Source organism: Arthrobacter sp. ZGTC212, from assembly GCF_002929255.1.
GTDB lineage: Bacteria > Actinomycetota > Actinomycetes > Actinomycetales > Micrococcaceae > Arthrobacter_B > Arthrobacter_B sunyaminii.
Genome location: NZ_PJIJ01000001.1, coordinates 76856 through 102807, shown reverse-complemented (window position 1 = coordinate 102807; position 25952 = coordinate 76856). Strand labels below are relative to the sequence as shown.

At 64.4% G+C, this 25952-nt stretch carries 27 protein-coding genes and 1 tRNA gene; 19 read left to right on the top strand and 9 right to left on the bottom strand.

Annotation, left to right across the window (positions count from 1 at the left end):
* Window positions 1–166: 166 nt before the first annotated feature.
* The 9 genes from lysS to dhaM all read left to right on the top strand — a co-directional run bounded on the left by lysS (window position 167) and on the right by dhaM (window position 8529).
* Window positions 167–1621, top strand: a complete 1455-nt coding sequence (lysS, locus tag CXQ89_RS00560; protein ID WP_104053769.1) for a lysine--tRNA ligase — start codon at window positions 167–169, stop codon at window positions 1619–1621.
* A 4-nt stretch (window positions 1622–1625) separates the two neighbouring features.
* Window positions 1626–1808, top strand: a complete 183-nt coding sequence (locus tag CXQ89_RS00555; protein ID WP_104053560.1) for a hypothetical protein — start codon at window positions 1626–1628, stop codon at window positions 1806–1808.
* 98 nt (window positions 1809–1906) lie between these two features.
* Window positions 1907–2233 (top strand): Lsr2 family protein, encoded by a 327-nt coding sequence (locus tag CXQ89_RS00550; protein ID WP_104053561.1) that lies wholly within the window; start codon window positions 1907–1909, stop codon window positions 2231–2233.
* A 123-nt stretch (window positions 2234–2356) separates the two neighbouring features.
* The gene (locus CXQ89_RS00545) at window positions 2357–4864 is read left to right on the top strand and encodes an ATP-dependent Clp protease ATP-binding subunit (protein ID WP_104053562.1); all 2508 of its coding nucleotides are present in this window, start codon (window positions 2357–2359) and stop codon (window positions 4862–4864) included.
* Between the two features lie 157 nt (window positions 4865–5021).
* Entirely contained in the window at window positions 5022–5534 is a 513-nt protein-coding gene (locus CXQ89_RS00540) for an amino-acid N-acetyltransferase (protein ID WP_104053563.1), read from the top strand.
* A gap of 158 nt (window positions 5535–5692) precedes the next feature.
* Window positions 5693–5869: a CsbD family protein gene (locus CXQ89_RS00535; protein WP_104159952.1), complete on the top strand. Its 177-nt coding sequence runs from the start codon at window positions 5693–5695 to the stop codon at window positions 5867–5869.
* A 208-nt stretch (window positions 5870–6077) separates the two neighbouring features.
* Window positions 6078–7076: a dihydroxyacetone kinase subunit DhaK gene (dhaK, locus tag CXQ89_RS00530; RefSeq protein WP_104053565.1), complete on the top strand. Its 999-nt coding sequence runs from the start codon at window positions 6078–6080 to the stop codon at window positions 7074–7076.
* Window positions 7077–7078: 2 nt separating this feature from the next.
* Window positions 7079–7720 (top strand): dihydroxyacetone kinase subunit DhaL, encoded by a 642-nt coding sequence (gene dhaL, locus CXQ89_RS00525; protein WP_104053566.1) that lies wholly within the window; start codon window positions 7079–7081, stop codon window positions 7718–7720.
* Window positions 7717–8529: a dihydroxyacetone kinase phosphoryl donor subunit DhaM gene (dhaM, locus tag CXQ89_RS00520; protein ID WP_104159951.1), complete on the top strand. Its 813-nt coding sequence runs from the start codon at window positions 7717–7719 to the stop codon at window positions 8527–8529. The genes dhaL and dhaM overlap by 4 nt, the downstream gene beginning before the upstream one ends.
* 27 nt (window positions 8530–8556) lie before the next feature.
* On the opposite strand, the gene CXQ89_RS00515 is transcribed toward dhaM, so the two are convergent.
* Window positions 8557–9546: an A/G-specific adenine glycosylase gene (locus CXQ89_RS00515; protein ID WP_104053568.1), complete on the bottom strand. Its 990-nt coding sequence runs from the start codon at window positions 9544–9546 to the stop codon at window positions 8557–8559.
* 87 nt (window positions 9547–9633) lie between these two features.
* Between CXQ89_RS00515 and CXQ89_RS00510 the strand changes: the two genes are divergently transcribed.
* Complete coding sequence (locus CXQ89_RS00510; protein WP_104159950.1) at window positions 9634–10320, top strand: hypothetical protein; 687 nt, start codon at window positions 9634–9636, stop codon at window positions 10318–10320.
* A 33-nt stretch (window positions 10321–10353) separates the two neighbouring features.
* On the opposite strand, the gene disA is transcribed toward CXQ89_RS00510, so the two are convergent.
* The 3 genes from disA to CXQ89_RS00495 all read right to left on the bottom strand — a co-directional run bounded on the left by disA (window position 10354) and on the right by CXQ89_RS00495 (window position 14127).
* Window positions 10354–11430 (bottom strand): DNA integrity scanning diadenylate cyclase DisA, encoded by a 1077-nt coding sequence (disA, locus tag CXQ89_RS00505; protein WP_104053770.1) that lies wholly within the window; start codon window positions 11428–11430, stop codon window positions 10354–10356.
* A gap of 130 nt (window positions 11431–11560) precedes the next feature.
* On the bottom strand, window positions 11561–12928 hold the full coding sequence (gene radA, locus CXQ89_RS00500) for a DNA repair protein RadA (protein WP_104053570.1): 1368 nt from the start codon (window positions 12926–12928) through the stop codon (window positions 11561–11563).
* 68 nt (window positions 12929–12996) lie between these two features.
* Window positions 12997–14127 carry an aromatic acid exporter family protein gene (locus tag CXQ89_RS00495; protein WP_258059751.1) on the bottom strand — a complete coding sequence of 377 codons (1131 nt, stop codon included), beginning with the start codon at window positions 14125–14127 and terminating at the stop codon, window positions 12997–12999.
* 267 nt (window positions 14128–14394) lie between these two features.
* On the opposite strand from CXQ89_RS00495, the gene pstS reads away from it, so the two are divergent.
* The 4 genes from pstS (at window position 14395) to pstB (ending at window position 18594) form a co-directional block, all read left to right on the top strand.
* Window positions 14395–15519 (top strand): phosphate ABC transporter substrate-binding protein PstS, encoded by a 1125-nt coding sequence (pstS, locus tag CXQ89_RS00490; RefSeq protein WP_104053571.1) that lies wholly within the window; start codon window positions 14395–14397, stop codon window positions 15517–15519.
* Window positions 15520–15709: 190 nt separating this feature from the next.
* The gene (gene pstC / locus CXQ89_RS00485; RefSeq protein WP_104053572.1) at window positions 15710–16642 is read left to right on the top strand and encodes a phosphate ABC transporter permease subunit PstC; all 933 of its coding nucleotides are present in this window, start codon (window positions 15710–15712) and stop codon (window positions 16640–16642) included.
* Window positions 16642–17745, top strand: a complete 1104-nt coding sequence (gene pstA / locus CXQ89_RS00480) for a phosphate ABC transporter permease PstA (protein ID WP_104159949.1) — start codon at window positions 16642–16644, stop codon at window positions 17743–17745. Before pstC ends, pstA begins: the two co-directional genes overlap by 1 nt.
* A gap of 69 nt (window positions 17746–17814) precedes the next feature.
* A complete protein-coding gene (gene pstB / locus CXQ89_RS00475) occupies window positions 17815–18594 on the top strand; it encodes a phosphate ABC transporter ATP-binding protein PstB (RefSeq protein WP_104053574.1) in 780 nt (259 codons plus the stop codon).
* A 40-nt stretch (window positions 18595–18634) separates the two neighbouring features.
* Here the strand turns inward: pstB and CXQ89_RS00470 are convergent, their stop codons facing one another.
* The 3 genes from CXQ89_RS00470 to CXQ89_RS00460 all read right to left on the bottom strand — a co-directional run bounded on the left by CXQ89_RS00470 (window position 18635) and on the right by CXQ89_RS00460 (window position 21138).
* On the bottom strand, window positions 18635–19645 hold the full coding sequence (locus CXQ89_RS00470; RefSeq protein WP_104053575.1) for an inorganic phosphate transporter: 1011 nt from the start codon (window positions 19643–19645) through the stop codon (window positions 18635–18637).
* The gene (locus CXQ89_RS00465; RefSeq protein WP_104159948.1) at window positions 19646–20263 is read right to left on the bottom strand and encodes a DUF47 domain-containing protein; all 618 of its coding nucleotides are present in this window, start codon (window positions 20261–20263) and stop codon (window positions 19646–19648) included.
* A gap of 230 nt (window positions 20264–20493) precedes the next feature.
* The gene (locus tag CXQ89_RS00460) at window positions 20494–21138 is read right to left on the bottom strand and encodes a hypothetical protein (protein WP_104053577.1); all 645 of its coding nucleotides are present in this window, start codon (window positions 21136–21138) and stop codon (window positions 20494–20496) included.
* A gap of 215 nt (window positions 21139–21353) precedes the next feature.
* Here CXQ89_RS00460 and CXQ89_RS00455 point away from each other — a divergent pair.
* Window positions 21354–21429, top strand: a tRNA-Lys gene (locus tag CXQ89_RS00455).
* Between the two features lie 119 nt (window positions 21430–21548).
* Here the strand turns inward: CXQ89_RS00455 and CXQ89_RS19035 are convergent.
* Window positions 21549–21932 (bottom strand): CDGSH iron-sulfur domain-containing protein, encoded by a 384-nt coding sequence (locus CXQ89_RS19035; RefSeq protein WP_104159947.1) that lies wholly within the window; start codon window positions 21930–21932, stop codon window positions 21549–21551.
* Window positions 21929–23011: an iron-containing redox enzyme family protein gene (locus tag CXQ89_RS00445; protein WP_104159946.1), complete on the bottom strand. Its 1083-nt coding sequence runs from the start codon at window positions 23009–23011 to the stop codon at window positions 21929–21931. Before CXQ89_RS00445 ends, CXQ89_RS19035 begins: the two co-directional genes overlap by 4 nt.
* Before the next feature lie 242 nt (window positions 23012–23253).
* Here CXQ89_RS00445 and CXQ89_RS00440 point away from each other — a divergent pair, with 242 nt between their 5' ends.
* The 4 genes from CXQ89_RS00440 (at window position 23254) to CXQ89_RS00425 (ending at window position 25844) form a co-directional block, all read left to right on the top strand.
* The gene (locus CXQ89_RS00440; RefSeq protein ID WP_104053581.1) at window positions 23254–23850 is read left to right on the top strand and encodes a hypothetical protein; all 597 of its coding nucleotides are present in this window, start codon (window positions 23254–23256) and stop codon (window positions 23848–23850) included.
* 48 nt (window positions 23851–23898) lie between these two features.
* Complete coding sequence (locus CXQ89_RS00435; protein ID WP_104053582.1) at window positions 23899–24213, top strand: GNAT family N-acetyltransferase; 315 nt, start codon at window positions 23899–23901, stop codon at window positions 24211–24213.
* A gap of 246 nt (window positions 24214–24459) precedes the next feature.
* Window positions 24460–25113, top strand: coding sequence for a hypothetical protein (locus tag CXQ89_RS00430; RefSeq protein ID WP_307859006.1), 654 nt, complete (start codon window positions 24460–24462; stop codon window positions 25111–25113).
* Window positions 25110–25844: a hypothetical protein gene (locus CXQ89_RS00425; protein WP_104159945.1), complete on the top strand. Its 735-nt coding sequence runs from the start codon at window positions 25110–25112 to the stop codon at window positions 25842–25844. The genes CXQ89_RS00430 and CXQ89_RS00425 overlap by 4 nt, the downstream gene beginning before the upstream one ends.
* The last annotated feature ends 108 nt before the right edge of the window (window positions 25845–25952 follow it).

The following is a 25952-nucleotide window of genomic DNA, read 5'->3' as shown; positions in this document are numbered from 1 at the left end:
CCATCAGACTGTGCATTAAACCATCAGACTGTGCGCCCGCCGCGAACAAGCTGGGTGCGGGCCGTAAGCCCGCGCCGCGCGGCTCTGTAAACTTAAGGGTGTGACCACATCTAACTCCGTTCCCGGATCCAGCCCCGTTCCCGAAGCAGCCGACACCTCCGAGCAGATGCGCATCCGCGCTGAGAAGCGGGCGCGTCTGATCGCCGGCGGTTCCGAGGCCTACCCGGTGGGTGTGGAACGCACGCACTCGCTGAAAGAGATTCGGGAAAAGTTCGGACACCTGCAGGCCGATGAGACCAGCGGCGAAGTTGTCGGCGTCACCGGCCGCGTCGTCTTCATCCGCAACACCGGCAAGCTGTGCTTCGCCACCCTCCAGGAGGGAAACGGCACCCGCGTGCAGGCCATGCTGAGCCTGGCCGTGGTCGGAGAAGAGGCCCTGGCCGACTGGAAGGCGCTCGTTGATCTCGGTGACCACGTCTTCATCCGCGGGGAAGTCATCTCCTCGCGGCGCGGCGAGCTCTCAGTCATGGCGCAATCCTGGTCCATGGCTTCGAAGGCCCTGCGCCCCTTGCCGGTACTGCATGCCGGACTGAACGAAGAGACCCGGGTCCGGCAGCGTTACGTGGACCTGATGGTCCGCGAGGAAGCCCGGGACATGGTGTACAAGCGGGCAGCCATCATTCGCGGCGTCCGCGATACTCTGCACAGCCACGGATACGTGGAAGTGGAAACTCCCATGCTCCAGCTGATTCACGGCGGTGCCGCGGCGCGTCCGTTCGAGACCCATCTGAATGCCTTCGACCAGAAGATGACGCTGCGGATTGCCACTGAGCTTTACCTCAAGCGGGCGGTTGTCGGCGGCATTGAGCGGGTCTTTGAGCTGGGCCGCATTTTCCGCAATGAGGGTGTCGACTCCACCCACAGTCCTGAATTCACCACGCTGGAATGCTATGAGGCGTACGCCGACCAGTACGTGATGGCGGACCGCATCAAGGAAATTATCCTGCACTGCGCTGACCTGGTCGGCAGCCGCCAGATCGAAACTGAGGCCGGAACCATTGATTTGGACGGCGAATGGAAATGGCTGTCCGTTTACCCCGGTCTTTCCGAAGCCGTTGGCGAGGAGATCACTCCGGACACCAGTGTGGAAACCCTTCGGGGCATCGCCGAAAAGCATGCCGTCAAGGTGGATCCGAAATGGGATGCCGAGAAATTGGTGGTGGAGCTCTTCGGGGAGATTGTCGAACCGACCCTGATTCAGCCGACTTTTGTCTATGACTATCCGCCGTCGGCCCAGCCGCTGGCCCGCCCCAACCGGAACGACCCGCGCCTCATTGAAGCCTGGGACCTCATCATCGGCGGCATGGAGCGCGGTACAGCCTTCTCCGAGCTCATTGACCCCGTGATTCAGCGTGAGCGCCTCACCGCGCAGTCGCTCAAGGCCGCCGGCGGTGACGATGAGGCCATGGCCCTTGACGAGGACTTCCTCCGCGCCCTTGAATACGGTGCCCCGCCTATGGGCGGTATCGGGCTGGGAATTGACCGTTTGGTGATGCTTTTCACGAACACAGGTATCCGGGAAACAATTTTGTTCCCCCTCCTAAAGCCGGAAATGGGTTAGAACCATGGAATACGTCGAAGTTCTCCTGCCGTCGATATGTGTTGGAGCTCTCTTTTATTTTGTGATGAAGGCCCTGCTCAACGTGGACCGTTCGGAACGAAAGGCGCTGGCCGAAGCCGAACGTGAAGCCGACCTTGCGGCCGATCGGGATACAAGTAGTGGAACCCCGGAAAAAGAAAGTAATTAATTTCGCCCCACGGCTTTGACGGGGCATTCAAAATTGCGTCATACTCTAAGTGGTCTCATTATCGTTTTTTCGGGTTTAACACTGCTTAGGAGCCTGTTGTGGCGCAAAAAGTAAAAATCATTCTGGTTGATGACCTCGACGCCGGAAGTGCGGATGAGACCGTACGGTTCGGCTTGGACGGATCCCAGTACGAGATTGACCTGTCCAAGGACAATGCAAAGAATCTTCGTGCGGCCCTGAAGCCCTACCTGGATGCAGGCCGCAAGGTGGGCGGCCGGACCGGGCGTCCCCGTGCTGCAGGTTCTGCACGCAGCAACGAAGCGGCGCAGATCCGTGAATGGGCCCGCAATAACGGATACACCGTTTCGGAGCGTGGACGCGTAAACAGCGAAATCATCGAAGCGTACCGGGCCGCGCAGGGCTAAGGCCCGGCAGGGGGCCTCCCGGGAACCTTATTCGGGGCCGTGGTCACGCCTACGGCGAACACGCTCCTTAAGCACGCGCAGGACACGTAGCATCGAATTACGCGTTAGCTAGGAGTGTGCCTCATGTTTGAAAGATTTACCGACCGTGCCCGTCGCGTTGTCGTGCTTGCCCAAGAAGAGGCTCGCATGCTCAACCACAACTACATCGGCACCGAGCACATCCTGCTCGGGCTCATTCATGAGGGTGAAGGTGTCGCAGCTAAGGCCCTTGAATCCCTGAGTATTTCGCTCGGTGCCGTGCGTGAGCAGGTGCAGGAGATTATCGGTCAGGGCCAGCAGGCCCCGTCCGGCCACATCCCCTTCACCCCGCGTGCCAAGAAGGTTCTCGAACTCTCCCTCCGGGAGGCCCTGCAGCTTGGCCACAACTACATCGGCACCGAGCACATCCTGCTCGGGCTGATCCGTGAAGGCGAAGGCGTTGCCGCACAGGTGCTGGTCAAGCTTGGCGCTGACCTGAACCGGGTGCGCCAGCAGGTAATCCAGCTGCTCTCGGGTTACCAGGGCAAGGAACCTGTCAGCTCCGGCGGCCAGCAGCAGGAAGGCCAGCCGGCCGGTTCGGTTGTCCTGGACCAGTTCGGCCGCAACCTCACCCAGGCTGCGCGCGAGTCCAAGCTCGACCCGGTGATCGGGCGCGAGCATGAGATGGAACGGGTCATGCAGGTCCTGTCCCGCCGCACCAAGAACAACCCTGTTCTGATTGGTGAGCCCGGCGTCGGCAAGACGGCAGTCGTTGAAGGGCTGGCCCAGGCCATTGTCCGCGGCGATGTTCCGGAAACCATCAAGGACAAGCAGCTGTACACGCTTGACCTGGGTTCCCTCGTTGCCGGCTCCCGCTACCGCGGTGACTTTGAGGAACGCCTGAAGAAGGTCCTCAAGGAAATCCGCACCCGCGGCGACATCATCCTTTTCATCGATGAGATCCACACCCTCGTGGGCGCCGGTGCCGCCGAAGGCGCCATCGACGCAGCTTCCATCCTGAAGCCGATGCTGGCCCGCGGGGAACTGCAGACCATTGGTGCCACCACTTTGGACGAGTACCGCAAGCACATCGAGAAGGATGCGGCACTTGAGCGGCGTTTCCAGCCGATCCAGGTCAACGAACCTTCCGTTGCGCACTCCATCGAAATCCTGAAGGGACTGCGGGACCGCTACGAAGCGCACCACCGCGTGTCCATCACGGACGCCGCGCTGACATCGGCGGCAACCCTGGCGGAGCGCTACATCAGCGACCGTTTCCTGCCGGACAAGGCCATTGACCTGATCGATGAGGCCGGCGCCCGCCTGCGGATCCGCCGTATGACGGCTCCGCCGGAGCTCAAGGAGATCGATGAGCGCATCTCTGCGCTGAAGCTGGAGAAAGAATCAGCCATCGATTCCCAGGACTTCGAAGGCGCTGCCAACCTGCGGGACAAGGAGCAGAAGCTCCATGACCAGCGGGCTGAAAAGGAGCGCCAGTGGAAGTCCGGCGGCCTGGATGACATTGCCGAGGTGGACGAGGAGCTCATCGCCGAGGTGCTGGCCAATTCCACCGGCATTCCCGTGGTCAAGCTCAACGAAGAAGAATCCACACGCCTGCTCAAGATGGAAGACGAGCTGCACAAGCGCGTCATCGGTCAGGATCAGGCCATCAAGTCCATCTCGCAGGCCATGCGCCGTACGCGGGCCGGACTTAAGGATCCCAAGCGTCCGGGCGGTTCCTTCATCTTCGCCGGTCCCACCGGTGTGGGTAAGACGGAGCTTGCCAAGGCACTGGCTGAATTCCTCTTCGGTGATGAAGAAGCACTCATCACGCTGGACATGTCCGAATACTCCGAGAAGCACACTGTTTCCCGGCTCTTCGGTGCCCCTCCGGGATATGTCGGATACGAAGAAGGCGGGCAGCTGACCGAAAAGGTCCGCCGCCGTCCGTTCTCCGTGGTCCTGTTCGACGAGGTGGAAAAGGCCCACGCGGACCTCTTCAACTCGCTGCTGCAGATCCTCGAAGACGGCCGCCTGACGGACAGCCAGGGCCGCGTGGTGGACTTCAAGAACACCATCATCATCATGACCACCAACCTGGGAACCCGGGACATCTCCAAGAGTGTCTCCACCGGTTTCCAGTCCGGCACCGACACCAAGACCGGTTACGACCGGATGCGGGCGCGGGTCACGGAGGAACTGCGTCAGCACTTCCGCCCCGAGTTCCTGAACCGTGTTGATGACACGGTGGTCTTCCCGCAGCTCACGCAGGACGAGATCGTGCAGATCGTGGACCTGTTCCTGGAACGCCTGGGCAAGCGCCTGGCGGACAAGGGCATGACCATTGAGCTGACCCCGGCGGCCAAGGTTCTGCTGGCCACACGGGGCTACGATCCCGCCATGGGTGCCCGGCCGCTGCGCCGGACCATCCAGCGCGAGATCGAGGACCAGCTCTCCGAGAAGATCCTGTTCGGGGATCTGAAGCCCGGAGAACTGGTGTCCGTGGACGTGGAGGGCGAAGGAGACGACGCCACCTTCACCTTCGAGGGACACGGCGTACCCAAGGCCCTCGAAGAGGCACCGTCCGCAATTGAGGCGGGCGTCGGCGACTAGCCTGCGGCGCAGTGTGAACACATGCGCAGTTTGAACAGATGAAAGGACCCGGCGGGCATGCAGCCCGCCGGGTCCTTTCGCGTTTCCGGATCCCTTCCATTGCGTGCCTTGACAGCCGTTTTGCGGCGGGCAGTCCGTGCAGTCCTAGACTGGACCGGTGACTTCCACCACCATCACTGTCCGCCGAGCACGCACCTCCGATGTTCACCGCATTCGTTCCCTCGTGGCGCCCCTGGCCGACGAGCGGATCCTGGTGGCGAAGGAAGCGGTTGCCTACTACGAGGGGCTCCAGGAGTTCCGGATTGCGGAAGGGCCCGACGGCGAGGTGATTGGCTGCGGTGCGCTGCATGTCATGTGGGAAGATCTCGCCGAGGTGCGGACCCTGGCCGCGGACCGCCGCTGGCGCGGGCACGGCGTTGGCCACGTCCTGCTGGAGGCACTGCTGGCCGATGCCGTGGAGATTGGTGTGCAACGTGTCTTCTGCCTGACCTTTGAGGTGGACTTCTTCCGACGCCACGGATTCGAGGTGATGGCCAATCAGTCGGCCGTGGATCCGGAGGTCTACTCCGAACTGCTGCGCTCCCATGACGAGGGAGTGGCCGAGTTCCTGGACCTCGCGCGGGTCAAGCCCAACACCCTGGGAAACACCCGGATGATCCGCACGCTGTAGCGCCGCTGACGGGGCGGGTGTTCGCGATCAGGGGAACAGACCCTCATCAGCTGGCCTTTTGCTCCTGCCGGTGGATAAGCTCAGGGTACTTAGCATCATTCACGGTCCGGCGAACCGGCAGTTGCCGGCGGACCACGATCAGAAAGCGGGATCCAATTATGGGCGCAGATGACAAGGTGCAGAATTCAGCCGAGAAGCTTGGCGGCAAGGTCAAGGAAGGCCTCGGTAAGGCCACCGGCAACGAGAGCATGGAAGCTGAAGGACACGGCGACCAGGCCAAGGGCAGTGCCAAGCAGGCCGGCGAAAACATCAAGGATGCCTTCAAGGGCAAGTAGACCTTCCTCGGATATAACACGTCCGGGAGGCGGCGGGAGGGGCATGATGCCCCTCCCGCCGCTGTTTAATGCGATCCCTCCGTTCGCCTGTCCAACGGTCAGTCCCGGGGGTAGGGTCGAAAGCAGTCTCACAGATGTCCTGATCCCGAACACACCGGTGCAGCCGCATCGCCTGTACGGGCCGTTGCGCTGAAGGAGCTGCTCAAAGATGAAGAAGCTGATCAATGACCCGCGCAGGGTTGTCTCGGAGTCCCTCGCAGGATTTGGGCTGGCCCACCATAACCTGGTTCGTGTCCACAGCGATCCTGACCTCGTGCTCCGCCGGGAGCCGTCGCGGGGCAAGGTATCCCTGGTTTCCGGCGGCGGCAGCGGACACGAACCGCTGCACAGCGGTTACGTAGGCACCGGGATGCTGGACGCGGCAGTCCCCGGTGCCGTGTTCACTTCCCCCACTCCGGATCAGATCCTTCCGGCAATCACTGAAACCGACACCGGCGCCGGGGTCCTGCTGATCGTCAAGAACTACACCGGGGACATCCTGAACTTTGAGACCGCTGCTGAACTGGCGCAGGCGGAGGGCATCACCGTCGCCACAGTGGTGGTGAACGACGACGTCGCAGTGGAAGATTCGCTGTACACGGCGGGCCGCCGGGGAGTGGCCGGAACGGTGCTGGTGGAGCGGATCGCCGGCGGGGCAGCGGAACGGGGAGACACGCTGGAGCAGGTGGCCGCGGTGGCGGAACGCGTCAATGCCAATGTCCGGTCCATGGGAGTGGCCCTCGCCCCCTGCACCGTTCCCCATGCCGGGGAACCAAGCTTCACCCTGGCCGACAATGAAATTGAGCTGGGAGTAGGAATCCACGGCGAGCCGGGCCGGCGCCGGATGCCCATGGCGGACGCCAACAGCATCACGGACCAGCTGCTGGAACCCGTACTGCAGGACCTGGGAGCCTCCTCCGGGGACCCTGTGCTCCTGTTCGTCAACGGCATGGGTGGAACCCCGCTGAGCGAGCTGTACATCGTCTACCGCCGGGCAGCGGAAGTGTTGGCCGAGCGCGGTATCCGGGTTGAACGTTCCCTGGTGGGAAACTACATCACGGCCCTGGACATGCAGGGGGCATCGGTGACGGTGCTGCGGCTGGACAATGAACTGACGGAACTTTGGGACTCGCCGGTCAACACGCCGGCCCTGCGATGGGGGATGTAACCATGTCACTGGACGCAGCGTGGGCAGACCGGTGGATGCGTGCAGCAGCCGCAGCCATGGCCGAGAACCGGCAGCACCTGATCGACCTGGACCGGGACATCGGTGACGCGGACCATGGCGAGAACATGGACCGCGGATTTTCGGCGGTGGTGGAGAAGCTGGATGCGGACGGAACCCCGGCCACTCCGGGTGACGTGATGAAGCTTGCCGCTATGACCCTGATGTCCAAAGTTGGCGGGGCAGCCGGGCCGCTGTACGGCACGGCCTTCCTGCGGGCTGCCACGGCGGCGGGACCGGCACCGGACCTGGATCCAGGAACGTTGGTCACTGTCCTCACAGCCGCACGGGACGGAATTGTTGCCCGCGGAAAAGCCGAAGTCGGAGACAAAACCATGGTGGATGCCTGGACGCCGGCAGTTGAGGCAGCCCAGACAGCAGCCGGCGCCTCGGCCTCATCCGCTGAGGTGCTTGCCGCCGCATCAAACGGAGCCCGGGCCGGCCTTGCCGGCACCGAACCGCTGATAGCCCGCAAAGGCCGCGCCAGCTACCTCGGAGAGCGCAGTGCCGGACATCTTGATCCCGGGGCTGCTTCCACTGTCCTGATCCTGCAGGCGGCGGCACAAGCGGCGGAAGAGGGCTCATGAGCGTTGGATTGGTGATCGTTTCGCACAGTGCCAAACTCGCTGAGGGTCTCCGGGAGCTGGCGGCGCAGATGGCACGGGACGTCACCATCGAAACGGCCGGAGGTACGGACGACGGCGGGATCGGCACCAGCTTGGAGAAAATCTCCGCTGCCATTGCGGCGGCGGACACCGGCGACGGGGCACTGCTGCTTGCCGACTTGGGATCAGCGGTCATGACCGCGGAAACGGCAGTGGAATTCCTTGAAGATGAGCAGCGGGCACGTGTCCGCCTGGCCGACGCGCCGCTGGTTGAAGGAACCGTGGCGGCGGCAGTTGCCGCCCAAACCGGAAGAACCCTGCAGGCAGTGCTGCAGGAAGCCGAGTCGGCAGGGAGAATACCGGGGCCGGCGGGCACCCCGGACACCGGCACCCAGGAATCCGGAGCCCAGCCCGGTACGGAACCGACAGCCGCCGCCCGGACAGGGACGGGGGAGCGGCCCGGCGCGGAACCGGCGGCCGGCGCGGGGGAGCCGGGCGATGCCGGTGACGATGATTTCGATCCCGATGATGCCGGGGTTCACACCGGTTCGTGGGAGCTCATTAACCCGGCGGGACTGCATGCCCGCCCTGCCGCAGCCGTGGCCCAGGCCATGTCGGACCTGGATGCGGAGGTCCGCATCAACGGAGTGGACGCCAAGTCCATGATGATGCTGATGACGCTCGGGCTGGGACAGGGGCAAACCCTGACCGTGACGGCACGCGGTCCCGATGCGGCCCGGGCCGTGGAGATGATGGCCCTGGAAGTTCGCAACGGTTTCGGCGAGATTTAGCCTGGGGGGCCGGCGGTGCTGCTGTGTTCAGACGGGAAGCTGCAGGCCGGCGTCGTTTTCTTGGGCCAGCTTGTCCGCCAGCAGACCGGCCAGGGCGCGCTCCAGCTGTTCGGCGGGCGCCTGCAGGGCGTGCAGCTTGGCCAGCGCGGCTGCGTCCGTCCCGGCGTCCGCTTCCGCTGAGCTTGTTGCCGTGTTGCCAGTTGCGGCCGCGGCCGTCATCAGGTCCGCCGGGCCAAGGAGCAGATTCCGCGGGACCGGCTCCCGGGCCTGCCGCAGCACGGCCATGAGGGCGCCGCGGACCTGCCGGTCGGTGCCGGCCCAGGCCTGTCCCTTGGGCACATAATCGGGTGCTGGTTCTCCGGCCGCCACCCAGGCGCAGCGCTGCCGCACCGGACACACCGCGCATTTGGGGGACCGGGCAGTGCACACAAGAGCGCCCAGCTCCATGACGGACGCATTCCAGGCGACGGAGGCGGCGTCGTCGTCGGGCAGCAGTGCCACGGCCAGGCGCATTTCAGCGGCATTCAGCGCCGGCGCAGGCAGCGCCTTGCCCGAAAGTGCCCGGGCATGGACCCGGCGGATATTGGTGTCCACCACTGTTTCCCTGCGGCCGAAGGCAAAAGAGGCAACCGCCGCAGCGGTGTAGGTGCCCACGCCGGGCAGAGTCAGGAGTTCTTCCCGGGTTGCGGGAACGGAACCGTTGAAGCGGTCCGTCATGGCGGCGGCAGCGGCATGCAGCCGAAGCGCACGCCGGGGGTACCCCAGCCGGCCCCAGGCGCGAACCGCTTCCCCGCTCGGCTCGGCGGCCAGGGCGGACGGCTCCGGCCAGCGCTTCATCCACTGCTCCCACACCGGCAATACCCGGACCACGGGGGTCTGCTGCAGCATGATCTCACTGACGAACACACCCCACGGGCTGCACCCGGGACGCCGCCACGGCAGATCGCGTGCATTGGCCGTGAACCAGCTGATGATTTCCGTATGCAGCTGCGGTGCCTGCTGCAGGCCCGGTTCCATGCATTCTCCCTTGGTTATGACCAGCAATACTCTACTAACCGGCGTGGTGCGGCAGGTAATCCGGGGCCGGGTACCTAGCCTTAAGTCATGGTTGGGAACGAAACATCAAACAGGGCTCTAGAGCGGCCCAGTGCGGCTGTCTACCGGCGGCGCAGGATCGTCGCAGGAATCCTGGTGCTCCTGGTCCTGATGGGCCTTGTCGCAGGCATCAGCGCAGCGGTCAACATGCTGCGGGGGGACGACAGCGCTTCCGCGACTGAGACAACTGAGGAAGCCACTTTGCCCGGGCCGGACAGCCAGCAGCCCGGAGCCGCGCCCGCCGGCACTGCTGCTCCGACAGCTCCGGCCGCGAGCCCGGCAGCCACAGCGAGCGCAACCGCCGCACCGGCACTGTGTCCGCCGGCCTCCGTGGGAGTCAGCGCCACCACCGACGCTCTGAGCTACACCGCCGGCGTTGCACCCATGCTGACCATGACGGTCACCAACACCGGGGCGGAGGCATGCGACGTCAACGTGGGCACCAGCCAAATGGAGTTCATCATCACCAGCGGCTCAGACCGGATCTTTTCCTCCGCCGACTGCCAGCAGGCCGGTGAGGATCTGTTCAAGACCATTAAGCCCAACACCGTGGAAACGGCAAAGTTCAGCTGGGACCGCCAGCGCTCGGCCCCCGGATGCTCGGAAGTTGCCAGCAATCCCAACCCGGGAACCTACTCGTTCACCGCGCGTCTGGGGAACATCAGCAGCGAACGGACCACCTTCGAACTCGAGTGACCGGACTGCTGGATCATAAAGCCGGTCCGCCCGCTACATGAAACGGTCGAGCAGACTGGTCTCGGCAATGCGGGAGAGCCCCTCGCGCACGGTGCGGGCGCGTTGCTCGCCGATGCCGTCCACCGTCATCAGGTCATCAATGTTGGCGGCCATCAGGTTCTGCAGACCGCCGAAGTGGTCCACCAGCCGGTTGGAGACCGCCGGCGGCACGGACTTGATGTTGCTGAGCAGCCGGTAGCCGCGGGGCTGCACCACGGCCTCGAGCGAATCCTGGCCGGGTTGAAAGCCCACAACGGCGGCAATCTTGCTCAGGTCCACCATGTCGGAGGAACTGAGGTTCTGCAGCGTGGCCACCTGGTCTTCGGGCCGCTGGCTGCCGTCCTGCAGGTCTGCGTAGTCGCGGACGATCATCTCACTGCCCGGCCCCAAGCCGGCGGTGAGTTCCTCGAGCTGCAGCGACAGCAGGCGGCCGTCCACCCCGAGTTCGAGGACATACTGGGAGATTTCCTCGGAAATGCGGCGCACCATTTCCTGGCGCTGCAGGGTGACGGCAACATCCCGGACCGTGACCATGGCTTCGATTTCCAGGGCGGAGAGGGAGTTGGTGACCTGGTCCAGGCGCGCCCGGTAGCGTTCCAGAGTGGCCAGGGCCTGGTTGGCGCGGGCCAGCACCGGCTCGGAACCCTCCAGCACGTGGCGCAGTCCGCCGACGTAGAGCTGGATGATCTGCATGGACTGGCTGACCGAGATGACGGGGAAACCGGTTTCGATGGCTACCCGCTCCGCTGTGCGGTGCCGGGTTCCGGATTCGTGCGTCTCGATCGTGTGGTCCGGCACCAGCTGCACTGCTGCGCGCAGAATGGTCTTGGCGTCCTTGTCGCAGACAATGGCGCCGTCCATTTTGGCCAGTTCCCGCAGGCGGGTGGGCGAAAAATCGATGCCGATGTCGAATCCGCCGGAGCAGATGGAGTCAACGGTGCGGTCAAATCCCATGACGATCAGCGCGCCGGTGCGGCCGCGGAGAATGCGCTCCAGGCCATCGCGGAGTTCGGTTCCCGGCGCAACCCGGGCCAGGGTGGCCTTCAATGAATCTTCGGGACTTCGTGCCACGGTCACTTCCTTCCGGCCGTCGGGCCCACGGGCGTTCTGGGCGGACAATGCACAGACACTTTCCCTATAGTAGTGGTCCCGCACGGGACAATGACCACCTTTGTGCCGTCCGCCGCAGGTGCGCGCCGTCCTAGAACAGGAGCTTGAGTGCCTCCGTCAGGGTGGAAACCTCCCGGACGTGGAAACCGGCCGGAACCGCGCCGGGACCGTTGGGTGAAGCCGGAACCACCGCGTGCGTGAAACCGAGGCGTTCTGCTTCCTGGATCCGCCGGGCTATGCCGGGGATGGGCCGCACTTCTCCGGCCAGGCCAACCTCCCCAAAGGCAATCAGCTGGGCGGGAAGGGGTTTGTTCATCTTGGCGGACGCAACGGCAAGGGCCACTGCCAGATCGGTGGCCGGCTCGCTGAGCTTGACCCCGCCCACGGTGGCCACGTAACTGTCATCCTTGGCCAGATTCATGGACGCCCGCTGCTGCAGCACTGCCAGGAGCATGGCGACCCGGGAGGAATCCAGTCCGCTGGTGGCACGCCGGGCCTGCGCGTTGCTGGTTTCGGCCAACAATGCCTGGACCTCGGCCACCAGGGGCCGCTTTCCTTCCAGCGTGACGGTAATGCAGGTGCCGGACACGGGTTCCTTGGTCCGGGACACAAACAGCCCGGAGGGGTCGGCGAGGCCCACAATGCCTTCCTCCGTCAGGTCGAAGCAGCCCACTTCATCGGTGGGACCGTAGCGGTTTTTCACGGCCCGCAGCAGGCGCAGACGGGAGTGGCGGTCGCCGTCGAACTGGCAGACCACATCCACGAGGTGTTCCAGCAGCCGGGGCCCGGCGATGGAGCCGTCCTTGGTCACGTGCCCCACGAGCAGGGTGGTCATGTTCCGTTCCTTGGCCGCCGCAATCAGGGAGGCAGCCACTTCGCGGACCTGGCTGACTCCGCCGGCGCTGCCGTCCACAGCGGCGCTGCTCAGGGTCTGCACGGAGTCAACGATCAGCAGCGCGGGCTTGACCTGCTCCACCTGGCCCAGAGCCTGCCCCAAATCGGTTTCCGCACTCAAATACAGGAAATCCGAAACCGCGCCGATGCGCTCGGCGCGCAGTTTCACCTGCGCCGTGGATTCTTCACCGGTGACGTACAGGACCTCCCGTCCGAGGTTTCCCACTTTGGCTGCCACATCCAGCAGCAGCGTGGACTTTCCGACACCCGGTTCACCGGCAAGCAGGATAACGGCACCCGGGACCAGTCCGCCGCCCAGAACGCGGTCCAGCTCATCCACTCCCGTGGCCTGATAAGCGGCGGTGGTGGAGTCCACGTCCGCAATGCGCTGCGCCGGGCGTGCAACGGTGGCTGCCGCAGTGGTGCGGGCAATGACTTCCCCGGCTTCCTCCACAGTGCCCCAGGCCTGGCATTCACCGCAGCGGCCCACCCACTTGGCGGTGGTCCAGCCGCACTCGGCGCATCGGTAGTTGGCGGTTTTTGCGCGGGTTGTCTTCGTGGCCATAAAAACAGGCTATCCCGCCGCACTGACACTTCCGCGCCGTGCCCCCGCGGCCTGGGGACCACACCGGATCACACCTCGGACAGGCAGCTCACTGCTTCCTCGTGGCTGAGTCCCGTGGACTCGAGCAGATCCACCACAAGCGGCCGGAATAGCATGATCAGCGCGTCGCCCTGGATGTTGGTGATGCCCAGCGATCCGGGGTTCAGCTGCGCACCCACAGCGGAGAGTTCGTTGCGTGCCTGGCGAAGATGCCGCTCCCTCGCACCCGCCGACTCACCGCCGGCCAGCGCGCGGGCGAGGATATCGACGGCGTCGGCCGTGTCATTGACAACTTCGGTGACGCGCTCAATAGCCTCGTCATCGAGGGAGGCGTGGTTGATGACCGACGTGGTGCGGCGGGCGAAGACCCGGCTGTTGCGCACTGCGAGGTCCAGGTAGCCGATGGATCCGCGCAGGTCACCGAGCTCGGCCAGATGCCGCCGGTAGGCCGGGGATATTCTGGCAATCTCCCGGGCATCACGCACGCTGCGCGTGAGCAGATCCAGCTGGGGCTGCGTGTTGCGGGCACGCACCAGGGCATGCCAGGCAACGGTGGAATCACTCTTTGCCACCGCTTCGGCGCACTGCCGCAGCACCGCGGAGAGCTCGTGCAGCAGATCGCGGACATTGGACTTTGGCTCCCGCCGGGGATCGCGGGGAGCCAGCATAGTGACCAGCAGTGCAAACAATCCGCCCACGAGGGCATCTGCGCTGCGCGTAAACACGCCGCCGTCGGGAGCGGGAAGGAGTACCACCAGCAGAGACTGAAGGCCCAGCTGAGTGGTGAAAATGACGCCCCGGTCCAGGAAACGGGCAAGCATGACGGAGAGAAAGAGTACGACGGCGGCCTGCCACAGTCCGGTGCCCAGTGTGTGCAGCAGAAGTTCACCGATGGTGATTCCCAGGGTGCAGCCAATGCCAACCTCCAGTACCCGGCGGGTACGCGGTTCCCGGGAAAAGCCCAGCGATATGAGCGCGGCAGTGGCCGCGAAGAGCGGTCCCTCATGGCCGAGCACATACTCGGCAAAGCCGTACGCCCCGACGGCGCAGATGGTCATCTGCAGTGCGGGGATGATCGAATCGCGGCTTCGGCGCAGCCCAACCTTTGCCCGGTTGCGCAGGAACCCCCGGCTTTGGGCAAGGCGGTCACGTGGGGGCATGCCAACAGTCTAGGGGCCGAGCGGTGCGCCCTCCATCCGAAGAGCACTGTGACGTACTTCGGTGAAGGGGCAAATCCGGCGGGGACAACACCGGCACCTTGTGGCCGCGGGTGTGCCGGCCAGAGTTTCCTCCGCCGCTTGGCCCCGTTCACCTTTCGTTAACCTTCTCCGTCCACCATCGATGGAGGGGCGGCAGAACGTCCCGGTGTGCCGGAACGTGCCGGGACACCTGCTCTACGGAAAACGAGCCCTTGAAAGGGGCCAGACGTGTCGGTAATTCGCATAGTTCGTTCCGCAGCACTGCTGTCAGCCGCCGCGCTCGCCTTGTCGGCGTGCGGCAGCGACAGCGCCATCACCCCGGCCGGCGGCAGCACGCCGTCGTCCTCATCGGAAAGCACCCTGGCCGGGACGCTTTCCGGGTCCGGCGCCTCCTCCCAGGACTCTGCCATGCAGGCCTGGATCGCGGGGTTCACCGCAGTGAACCCGGACACCGCAGTGCAGTACTCTCCGGACGGATCGGGAGCCGGCCGCAAGGCGCTGCTGGCCGGCGGTGTGCAGTTTGCCGGTTCGGATGCCCATTTGAAGGACGAGGAAGTGGAAGCCTCCATCGAGGCATGCGGGCCGGACGGTGCTCTGCACATTCCCGCCTACATCTCCCCCATCGCCATCGCCTTCAACCTGGACGGCGTGGATGAACTCAACCTGGATGCCGAGACGATTGCGGGCATCTTCCGCGGTGAAATCAGCACCTGGAATGACCCGGCGATCGCGGGCCAGAATGAGGGTGCGCAGTTGCCCGATACGCCCATCACGGTTATTCACCGCTCTGACGAGTCGGGAACCACCGAAAACTTCACCGAGTACCTCGCGGCTGCAGCGCCGGCCGTGTGGAGCACCGAGGCAAGCGGTGAATGGCCGGCCGATCTGGACGGCCAGGAGAATGCCCAGGGCACCAGCGGCGTCGTGTCTGCTGCCGGCGCCACTGACGGAGCCATCACGTACGCGGACGCCTCAGCCGTCGAGGGCATGGGCACGGTAGCGGTAAAGGTTGGCGCAGAGTACGTCCCCTACAGTTCCGAGGCCGCGGCGAAGGCGGTGGAAGCCTCCACTCCGGTGACCGGCGAGGGCCGCCCCGACGGCGACATGGCCATGGATTTGGTCCGCGACACCACCGAATCCGGAGCCTACCCCGTGGTCCTGGTCTCCTACCACATCTACTGCACCACCTACCCGGATTCTGAAACCGTAGATTTGGTGAAGGCCTTCGGCTCCTACGTGGTCAGTGAGGAGGGCCAGGCAGCTGCAGCGGACGCAGCAGGCAACGCGGAGCTCTCACAGCCGCTTCGCGAGAAGGCCGAAGCCGCACTGGCAGGCATCAGCGTCGCGAAGTAGCCCGTGCCCTCCGGTGGCGGCGGAGCTTCCGCCGCCACCCGGGGGAACGCTTCCTATTCGCACCCTCCGCCGGGCCGTGGGACAGTAAATGGGGGGATTGCGGAGTCAGACTGAGGCCCCGCGTCAAAGGGATCAGCGCAGGGTCAGTAGAGTTTAAGAAGTTGCCAGTGAAGAACCGAAGGGTTGTGCAGTGTCCAGCAAGTCCATAGAAGGCACCGGTGGTGCCGGCCGTGCCGGAGACAAGGTGTTCTCCGGAATCACGCTCCTGGCCGGTTGCCTCATCCTTCTTGTCCTGTTTTCCGTGGCTGTGTTCCTGCTCTGGCAGGCGCTGCCCACGTTTACCGCCGATTCCGCGGACATCAGCGGCGGGGAGGGTTTCTTCACCTACATCTGGCCGCTGGTCATCGGCACCGTCATCGCTGCAGCCATCGCCCTGCTGATCGCGACGCCGGTGGGCATCGGCGTCGCGCTGTTCATCTCGCACTACGCGCCGCGCCGCATGGCACAGGGCCTGGGCTACCTTATTGACCTGCTGGCAGCCATCCCGTCAGTTGTGTACGGAGCCTGGGGGATGATGGTGCTGGCACCGGCCCTGGTGGGTCCCTACACCTGGCTGGCCGACAACGCCGGCTGGATCCCGATCTTCTCCGGTCCGGCCAGCCAGACCGGCAAGACCATGCTGACGGCGGGGATTGTGCTGTCCGTCATGGTGCTGCCGATCATCACCTCGCTGACCCGTGAAATCTTCCTGCAAACCCCGAAACTGCATGAGGAAGCGGCCCTGGCCATGGGTGCCACCCGCTGGGAAATGATCCGCATGGCGGTGTTCCCCTTCGCCCGGCCTGGTGTCATCAGCGCCGTCATGCTGGGTCTGGGACGCGCCCTGGGCGAAACCATGGCCGTGGCCCTGGTTCTCTCCTCCGGCGGCCTGATTGCCAGCCTGATCCGTCCGGGCAACCAGACGATCGCCGCGGAAATTGCCCTGAACTTCCCCGAGGCGTACGGGCTGCGCCTGTCCGAGCTGATCGCCGCCGGCCTGGTGCTGTTCCTGATCACCCTGGCCGTGAACGTGATTGCGCGCTGGATCATCAGCCGCCATAAAGAATTCTCCGGAGCCAACTGATGCAGACACAAACACTCAGCCGCCGTCCGGCGACACTGACCAAGAACCAGCTCCCGCCGTACGCAGTATGGGTGGCGCTGGGCGCGGCAGTCATCCTGGGCGCGGCCCTGTCGGCCCTGATCGGCTTCGGCATCGCAAGCTTCACCATCTTCACCGCGGTGATCTTCGTGCTCGGCGCCACCGTCATGACCTGGATCGTCGAGGGGCGCCGGCGCGCGGTGGACCGCTTTGCCACCTACCTGATCTGCGGCTCCTTCCTGCTGGCGCTGGTTCCCCTGGTCTCCGTGATCTTCACTGTGCTGTCCAAGGGCCTGGCCGGGCTGAGCCCGGACTTCCTGTTCACCTCCATGGGCGGCATGACCGGAGCCGTGGACAACAACAGTGCCGAAACGGGCGGCCCGGTGCTGGGCGGGGCGTACCACGGCATTGTGGGCACGCTGCTGATCACCCTCTGGGCCACCATCATCTCCGTGCCGATCGGCCTGCTGACCGCCGTTTACCTCGTGGAATACAGCAACGGCGGCCCGCTGTCCCGTGCCATCACCTTCTTTGTGGACGTCATGACCGGAATCCCGTCCATTGTTGCCGGCCTGTTCGCCGCCGCCTTCTTCGCCCTGGTGTTCGGACCGGGCGTGCGCACCGGCTTTGTGGCCGCCGTCGCCCTCTCCGTCCTGATGATCCCCGTGGTGGTGCGATCCACCGAGGAAATGCTCAAGATCGTGCCGAATGAGCTGCGGGAGGCCTCGTACGCCCTGGGCGTGCGCAAGTGGCGCACCATCCTCAAGGTGGTGGTGCCGACGGCGATTTCCGGCATCGCCTCGGGCGTCACCCTGGCCATTGCCCGCGTCATCGGCGAGACAGCCCCGCTGCTGGTCACCGCAGGGTTTGTGAACACCATCAACATGAACGTGTTTGCGGGCTGGATGAGCACCCTGCCCACCTACATTTACCGGCAGCTAATGAGTCCCACTTCGCCCACCAACACGGATCCCAGCACACAGCGTGCCTGGGCGGCGGCGCTGCTGCTGATCATCATGGTGATGCTGTTGAATCTGGGTTCCCGTCTGATCGCCCGGATGTTTGCGCCCAAGACCGGACGCTGACCGGAACCACCCCCCCCTGCGGAGGCACCGCTGCCCCGCCCCCGAAGAACCTCGAACAAAAGGAATCACATGTCCAAGCGAATCGACGTCAAGGACCTCAACGTCTACTACGGCGACTTCCTGGCCGTAGAAAACGTCAATATCAACATTGAGGCCCGCTCCGTCACGGCGTTCATCGGACCCTCGGGCTGTGGAAAGTCCACCTTCCTGCGGACCCTGAACCGCATGCATGAAGTCCTTCCCGGTGCCCGCGTGGAGGGCGAAGTCCTGCTGGACGGGGAGAACCTCTACGGTCCCGGCGTGGACCCCGTGACCGTGCGCAGCCACATCGGCATGGTGTTCCAGCGCCCCAACCCGTTCCCCACCATGTCCATCCGGGACAACGTCCTGGCCGGCGTGAAGCTGAACAACAAGCGCATCTCCAAATCCGATGCGGACAACCTCGTGGAGAAGTCGCTCACCGGGGCCAACCTGTGGAAGGAGGTCCGGGACCGCCTGGACAAGCCCGGCTCCGGCCTCTCCGGCGGCCAGCAGCAGCGCCTGTGCATCGCCCGCGCCATCGCCGTCTCACCCGAGGTCATCCTCATGGACGAGCCGTGCTCGGCCTTGGACCCGATCTCCACTCTCGCCATTGAGGACCTCATCGAGGAACTCAAGAGTGACTACACCGTGGTGATCGTGACCCACAATATGCAGCAGGCAGCCCGGGTCTCGGACAAGACTGCGTTCTTTAACATTGCCGGCACGGGCAAGCCGGGCAAGCTCATCGAGTATGACGACACCACGGTCATCTTCAACAACCCGTCCCAGAAGGCCACGGAGGACTACGTTTCCGGACGCTTCGGATAGAGACCGTTCCCGGCTCCCCGGCGCTTTCCCGCCCGGCAGGTCAGAGCAGCGGGCTGATGGCCAGGAAGAGAATCCCGCCCAGCAGTGCGGTGACCGGTGCTGTGACCAGCCACGTCACCAGGATTTCCCGCAGCGGAATGAAGCGGACAGTGGAGAACCGCTGGTTGGCGCCGGCGCCCACGATCGCCGAAGTCATGGTCTGCGTGCTGGAGAGCGGGATCTGAAGCCATACGGCGCCCAGGAAAAGCATGGACGAGCTGACCGCCGTCGCACTCATGCCGCGCAGCGGGTCAATGCGCACCAGACGGCTGCCGAGTGTGCGGCTGATCCGCCAGCCGCCGAACAGGCTGCCCGCGGCCAGTGCCACGCCGGAAAAGATCTGTACCCAGAGTGGAATGCCGGTGGTGCCGGAGAATCCGGCGGCCACCAGCGCCAGGACAATCACAGCCATTGTCCGCTGCCCGTCCTGCATGCCGTGCCCCAGGGAAAACGCCGAGGTGAACACTGACTGGGCAATCCGGTTCCCCGCGTCTCCGCGCCGCGGCGAGCTGTAGCGCATGAGCCATGTGGTCGGAAAAACCAGCAGGTAGGCCAGCACAAAGGCAATAACGGGGGAGAGCAGCAGCGGCAGGACAATCTGCTGCAGGAGCACCTGATAGGACTCGGCGATGTTGGGGCCTCCCACCAGGGTGGACGCGGCTCCCGAGCCGACTATGCCGCCCACCAGGGCGTGCGTTGAGGACGAGGGCATGCGCCGCCACCAGGTCCACAGCCCCCAGCCGCACGCCGCCAGCAAACCCGCGATGAGGATGCCCAGGCCGGGGGTTCCCGCCGGCAGCTGGATGAACCGATCCGCCAGAACCAGGGCCAGCGCTGTGCTCAGCAGCGCGCCGGTCAGGTTGAAAACGGAGGCAAGCACGACGGCGACGGTGGGAGTCAGTGCGCGGGTGCGCACCGAGGTGGCTACGGAGTTTGAAACGTCATGGAACCCGTTGATGAAGGCGTAGGCGCCTGCAAAGAGAACCACGGCGGCCAGCAGAACCGGCTCCACCTAGGATTCCCGCACCAGGATGCCGCCCACGGCGGTGGCGCACTGCCGCAGTGAAGCGGTGGTTCCGGCCAACTGGTCGGCGAGGTCCCTGTGCCGGGCATACGTGAGCGGCTTGTGGTCGCGCAGGAGTTCGGACACCCAGATGCGGTGGGTGCGCTCGGTGCGCTTGGACAGGCGCAGCATCTCAATCCAGTAGTCGTCGAGGTCTTCCAGTGAAGCCAGGCGGCGCATGGCACTTGCCGTCAGCTCGGCCTGCCGGCCAATGACTTCAAGCTGTTCGGCCGCACGTTTTGAAATGCCTGTCAGCCGGTACAGCGAGATGATTTCCGCTGCGGCGTCGAGGTTTTCCATTGCTGACATCAGCGTGAGGGAAAGGTCGTAGAGGTCCTCGCGGGGGAGTGGGTTGATGAAGCTTGACCTCATCTGCGTCATAAGCGCGAAATGCAGGTCAGTGGATTCAGCCTCCAGCTGATGCATGTGCTCGGCGAGGCGTTCATAGTCAGCCGGTTCTGCGCCGAGGACCTCTGAGAGGGTCCCTGCGCCGCGGATGAGGACGCCGCCCATCTGGGAAAGGAGCTCGAGCCCCGCGTTTTCCTGGGGAAAGAGCCGCAGCCTCACAGGGCAACCCGGGGTTGCCGGCCGGAGTGGGGGTCCTGCGCGAAGTAGGTCACGAGCCCAAGATTATCGGCTGTGAAGGAAGATCCAAAAGCGGTGCCGGACCGGGAGCGCCTCTCGGCGGAAGGCCGCTCGAAGCGGCTCTAAGTTGAAGCCCGGGGGTTCCGCGGTCCGACACCAATTTCAGTTTTCTACGCTTCGCCGATGTTGTCAACATGGGCTTCGGACGGCCCCTAATCCAGCTCTCCCCGACGCCAGGCAGCCGCTGAATACTCCAGGTCTTCGGCGGTGCGCATCAACTGGCGGGCATTGCGGGTGAGCTGCGTCGCCTTGTCCGTGCTGCCTGCCTCCGCTGAATCTGCATGATGGGTCTGGCCCAGGGCCACCACGCGGCAGAATGCAGCGAAGCGCTCCAGGGCTACGTCAAACTCTCCTTCGAAAGCCCCGGAGAGGATGGTGTCAGCCATGGCTTTGACCTCATCAGCGCCCAGGGGTTCCGCTACTCCGGCCACCACCTTGGACACCTGGGCGACGTCTTTGCCTGCGGCGTAGTAGGCGGCGACCCGCTCCGGATTCTGCTGAGTGGCTGCGCGGAGGGCATAGAGGCGCCACAGGGCACCCGGCAGCGAGCGGGCGGGGCTTTCCGCCCACATCTCCGCGATGGATTCCAGGCCCTGCCGGTCCGCCAGTTTCACCAGGCGGCGGGTAATCTCCGGATCGGAGCTCTCCCTGCCGTGGTGGACCAGTGCCTGGGCTGCCAGGTGGGCCGCTTCGGATACTCGGGCCGGATCCGCGCCTCCGGGGATGTTGGCGAAGTCCAGCGGAGCGTACAGCTTGGGTTTGTGATGCCGTGGGGGCATTTCATTGGACTCACTCATAATTTGAGAATACTCCGCCCCGGGAACGGGCGTCGAGGAGTGCCTCCACGGACAGGAGCGGGGCCGGCGCGGCTGCTCCCGGGGCGAAACGAAAAGTGTGCGCCACGATGTTTCGTGAGATACGTCCCCTGTGCGATAAAGTGGAGAAGTCGATTCGTCGACGGCTGGATTGCCAGGGGAAACCCCGGCGGTAACAGTCGTCCCGATACGACTGGGGGCCTTTAGCTCAGTTGGTAGAGCATCGGACTTTTAATCCGTGGGTCGTGGGTTCGAGCCCCACAGGGCCCACCAGAAGATGGGCCGGCAAGCCGTCAGCGGCGGGCCGGGACTTCGGCAGCACCCCGGTTTTCGGACCGGGGTGCTTTTTCTTTGCCGGGAGCACTCCCGGGCCGGGGCGGTCAGCCGCCGGCTCAGGAGGACTGGCTGCCGTCGCCTTCCCCGGCACCTTCTTCGTTGCCCTCTTCCCCGGCAGGCCGGCTGCGTTCGGCCACGGGGGCAGGTACGGGCCGGCGGCGGGCGGTGTCAAACTTCATCAGCTTGTGCGTTCCGTCGCAATAGGGCTTGATGGCGGATCCGCCGCACCTGCACAGTGCCACGGTTTCCCGGTCACGCGGAACAAGTTCGCCGTCGGGAGTGATGATTTCAAAGTCCCCGCGCACCAGCAGCGGCCCGTTGGGATAGGTGACCACGGAGGCCGCTGCGGGCCGTTTCCCGGATTCCGCAGCTTCGGACTGTGGATGTTCATCGTTGCCGGGACACCCGGCACACCCGTGTCCAGCGGGGGTTTCGCTCACTGGGTCACTCCGGACGCCGGGGCAAAGCCGTCCAGGGCTGCTGCTGTTGCCCCGGAGGGCTGCACGCGCAGGGCGGTTCGGCCTTCCTTCCAGGCCGTGAGCTGATCCTCACCCATCATGGCATCCAGGGCCAGAACCGTTGCGGCGCCGAACATCACATCAGTCAGCAGGGAAGGTTCAGCCTCCACCAGTCCTCCGGCCAGGTCCCGTGCAGCAATCTGTTCGTGAACGGCGTCGGCCTCCACATGCTCATCGAAGTAGTAGGTGACGGTGTCATCGAACCCGAGCCGGCGGAAGCCCCGTGCATAGAAGGAGTTCGGGATGGAGGAGGTCATTTCAAAGGCGGCCAGGTGGCCCGCGATAGCCCCGCGCAGGCGGCGGTTCAGGCCGAACAGGGACATGGCGTTGGATGAAGCAAGGGTCAGGGCGGGGACGGCGTCGAGGTACCAGCCGTACTCGGTCTCCAGATCCAGGCCCTTCATGGTGACCGCAAAGAGATGGGAATGCATGCGTTCGGGACGTCCGCCGCCGTATTCGTCCGCCTGGATTTCGATCAGGGCCGCCTTGGCGCGGCCCACCGGCAGGCGGGGAATGGCCCAGCTGTGGGGGTCGGCTTCCTTCAGCTGGTAGACGGAACGGAGGATCAGGAACTCCTCCAGCTGCTCACGGGTTGCCTTGGCGGCGACGAAGCGGGAAACGCTGGGTCCGTCGTCGTCGGCGGCCATCCGGAACAGCTCCGCAGCAACTGCTTCCGAGGTGGGGTCGGGGAGCGCAGGAACAGGAACCGTGCGGCGAAGGGCCGCCTCGAAAGTCTTCTCGAGGTCCAGGCGAAGGCCCACGAGGCCGGGATGCCACTCCAGCGTGTCCGGCACCGTGTCCAGCCCGCTGTAGTGCAGCTCGTACAGGCAAAACAAAGCCAGCTGGAGGTCGTCGTCGCGGAGGATGTCGGCAGTGCCATGGCAGGCACGGCGGACGGCTTCGGCCAGATCCGTAAGCGCGCCGGCGGACGGGGCCTCCGGGGCCGTGAGCAGGTCAAGAAGGGCGGCACTGACTGGTCCGCGGGGTGCGGGGATTCTCATTCTTATCCTTTGTACTCCGGGTCAAGGGTCCCAGGAAGACGCCGTGGGCGGGACAGCAAATCAAAGACATCAGCATACTTGCTAAACCGTTTGGGCCGGAACTCGTCCCGCCCGCGGCCGGCTGCGCGGACATTGACCTTTCCGCTCATCCGGCGTGAGATGGAAGCGTACGGTGGGCTGCGCATGAAAATGATCGCCCGCCTGTGCGGAAGACTACGATGGCTGCGGAAAAGAGGAAACCCATGCCGCTGATTGACGCAGGAGGTTCAATGCTCGTTCCGGCACTGCTGCTGATGATTGCGGCCATGATTCTGACCGCAGCCCGGATTGATGCGGCGCTTGCACGCGGGGACGGCGAGAAACTGTTCTGGGTGGGTCTGACGGGGTCTCTGACAGCCCTGCTGGCCGTGGCCTGGGCGGTTGCCGGCAGCCCCGGCAGTGGACCGTGGGTGGGTTTGGCTGCCGTGGGCGGGGCAGCCGGTGCTGTCCGTTGGGTGCAGGTGCGCCACCGGCAGCGTAAAGCGGCCCGGCAACAGGACGCCCGCCGGCAGCAGATTGCAGCTCTGGAGCGCCGCCACGATGCCGTGCTGAAGAGCTGGAGTTCTTATGAGCTGGACGGCTGGAAGGCTCTGGAAAAACCGGGACTCACAGACGCGGCCAGGCCCGAGACCAAAAACCTGATGCGTGCCATGAAGAGCGCTGCTGCGCTCCGGCCGCCGGTGGAAGGTTCCGGTGCGGTGGATGATGAGAACATCAGGGACTACGGAACGGCCGTTGCCGGTCTGGAAAATGCGTGGGTCAGCGCAGAGAGCTCAGCCGGAGGCGGCCACGCGGCCTAGCCTTCCGGGGTCTGGACGAAACGCAGCTTCGATGTCAGGCTCAGGGGCATGAGCGGGCATATAAGGGATGACATTGTGGTCTCCCGAAACGACGACCATGACCGGTACGAGCTTCGCGTGGGCGGTGAACTGGCAGGCACGGCGGAGTACGAGGACGCCCCGGACGCAGTGGCCCTGACTCACACGGTGGTCCGGGAGGAATTCCGGCACCGGGGTTATTCATCCATGCTGGTGAAGTTCGCGGCGGAAGACATTATTGCGTCGGGGCGGCGAATAAAGCCGTATTGCTCCTACGCGGCGTCATATCTCGGCAAGCATCGTGAGCTGAGCCATCACGTTTCATGGCCGCAGCAGGCGCGCTAATCGCGTGGCCGCCCAAATAAGCGGCTGATCCAATGATGAGGGTTGGCTTGAATCACCCTTAATTGAAGCTGGCTCCCCGCTCTGCATATGGGGGGAACGCAGAAGGGGGAGCCAGTGAAAATAGTATAGTGGCATCAGTCCGGAGAAACCAATTGGGGGGAACCGCCTGTGGCTGTGTCTGCCAAAGCTTTCCAGAACTGGCGATCCATGACTGCCCCGTGGGAGTCCACGGCTGATCTTTGCCGTATGGCCGGCATAAAACGCTCAACCCTGGCGCAGCAGCTGGTCCGCGGGAAGGTGTCTGAGGCCACGGTTGTCCGTGTAGCCCGGGCCTGTGATCAGAACCCGGTTGAAGCTCTGTCCTTCTTCGAGGAGTACCGGGATCTCTTGGCGGGCTCCCGACCGCCCACAGCCAGCGAGCTCATCAGCCAGGTGACGTATGTCTGCGTCCTGCAGCTGCTGGTGGCGCGGAGCCTGCACCCCAATCCGTCGCCCGCAGATCTGCCGGGCCTGGGGCCCTTTCCGCACCGGAACTCCGTGCGCGCCTGGTTTGAGGCGGTTGATCCGGGGGACCTGCGCCAGCGTCTGAGTGCCGTAAGCGGCGTGGCACCCCAAAACCTCTCAGCGCAGCTCACGGCCGGCCGGCTCGCCCCGGAGCTAGCCGTTCAGGCCGCCAGGATTGCAGGAGTGTCCCTGACCGGCGGGCTGGTGGCCACCGGACTTCTGACTCCGGATGAGTGCGGGTGGCCCATAGGCGGCCGCGAACGTGCGCTCTCACAGCTTTCCGACACTGACCTGGTGTTCCTTGCGAGGAACCGGCTGGACACCTTGGGCAAGGTGCTGAGAAAACTTGAAACCGACGAGAAAAACAACTCTTCATTTTTGGAGGAATTGGGATGACATTGCAATGGGTGGTCCTTGGGACCACTGCTTTCCTGGCCCTTCAGCGTCTTCCGTCAGCAATCCGGGGTGAGAACCGCGGGATGTTCTGGGCGATGGCCACGATTACGCTGGCAGTGGCGCTAAGCATCCCATTCTTTTACCTGCAGGTTGATTCGCTGTTGGGCGGAAGGAACATCGCCAACCTTTTGCTGCGGTTCTCAGTGTTCGCTACCTTCCTCATCCTCGGCGTAAAGGTTACATCAGCCTTTACGGCACCCCGCGCGCAGCGTTTAATTTCCGGACCCGTGGGATTTATTGTCCTGGGAATGGTTGTGGCGGCGGTGACCGTGCTCTTTGCCCTGAGCGACGTCCCCGAGTCCTCCACGGCACTGCGCGCCTATGCGGATCAAGGCACAGTGGCCGCCTACGGAGACACCGCCAGGCTTTATCAGATGTATGTTGCTGCCTGCCTGGCCCCGGCCTTGTTTCTGTGTGCGTTGGACTCACGGCGCCGCCGGGACATCCGTATCAGTGCCGGCCTCATGTCGCTGGGGATGTCCTCCGTTGTGCTTCATGCCTTACTGAGCCTGGCAGCATGGAATCTGCCGCGGGGTGCCTGGGACCGCATACTGCCGTATTCGGCAGTCCTGGTCATTTCAATTGCGCTGGCCATGATGTGGAACGCACGCAGGACTGAGAAAAAGAGGCCGAAATCAAATCTGCTCGCGGAAGCCTACGGCAGTAGGTAAAGAATCGGTATCGCTCGTTCACAATTTCATGATCATGTGCCAGAATAATGATTATGTAACATCCGCTGCCTGTGGGGGGTCAGCGTGACGTTACGACCGAAGCCAGCG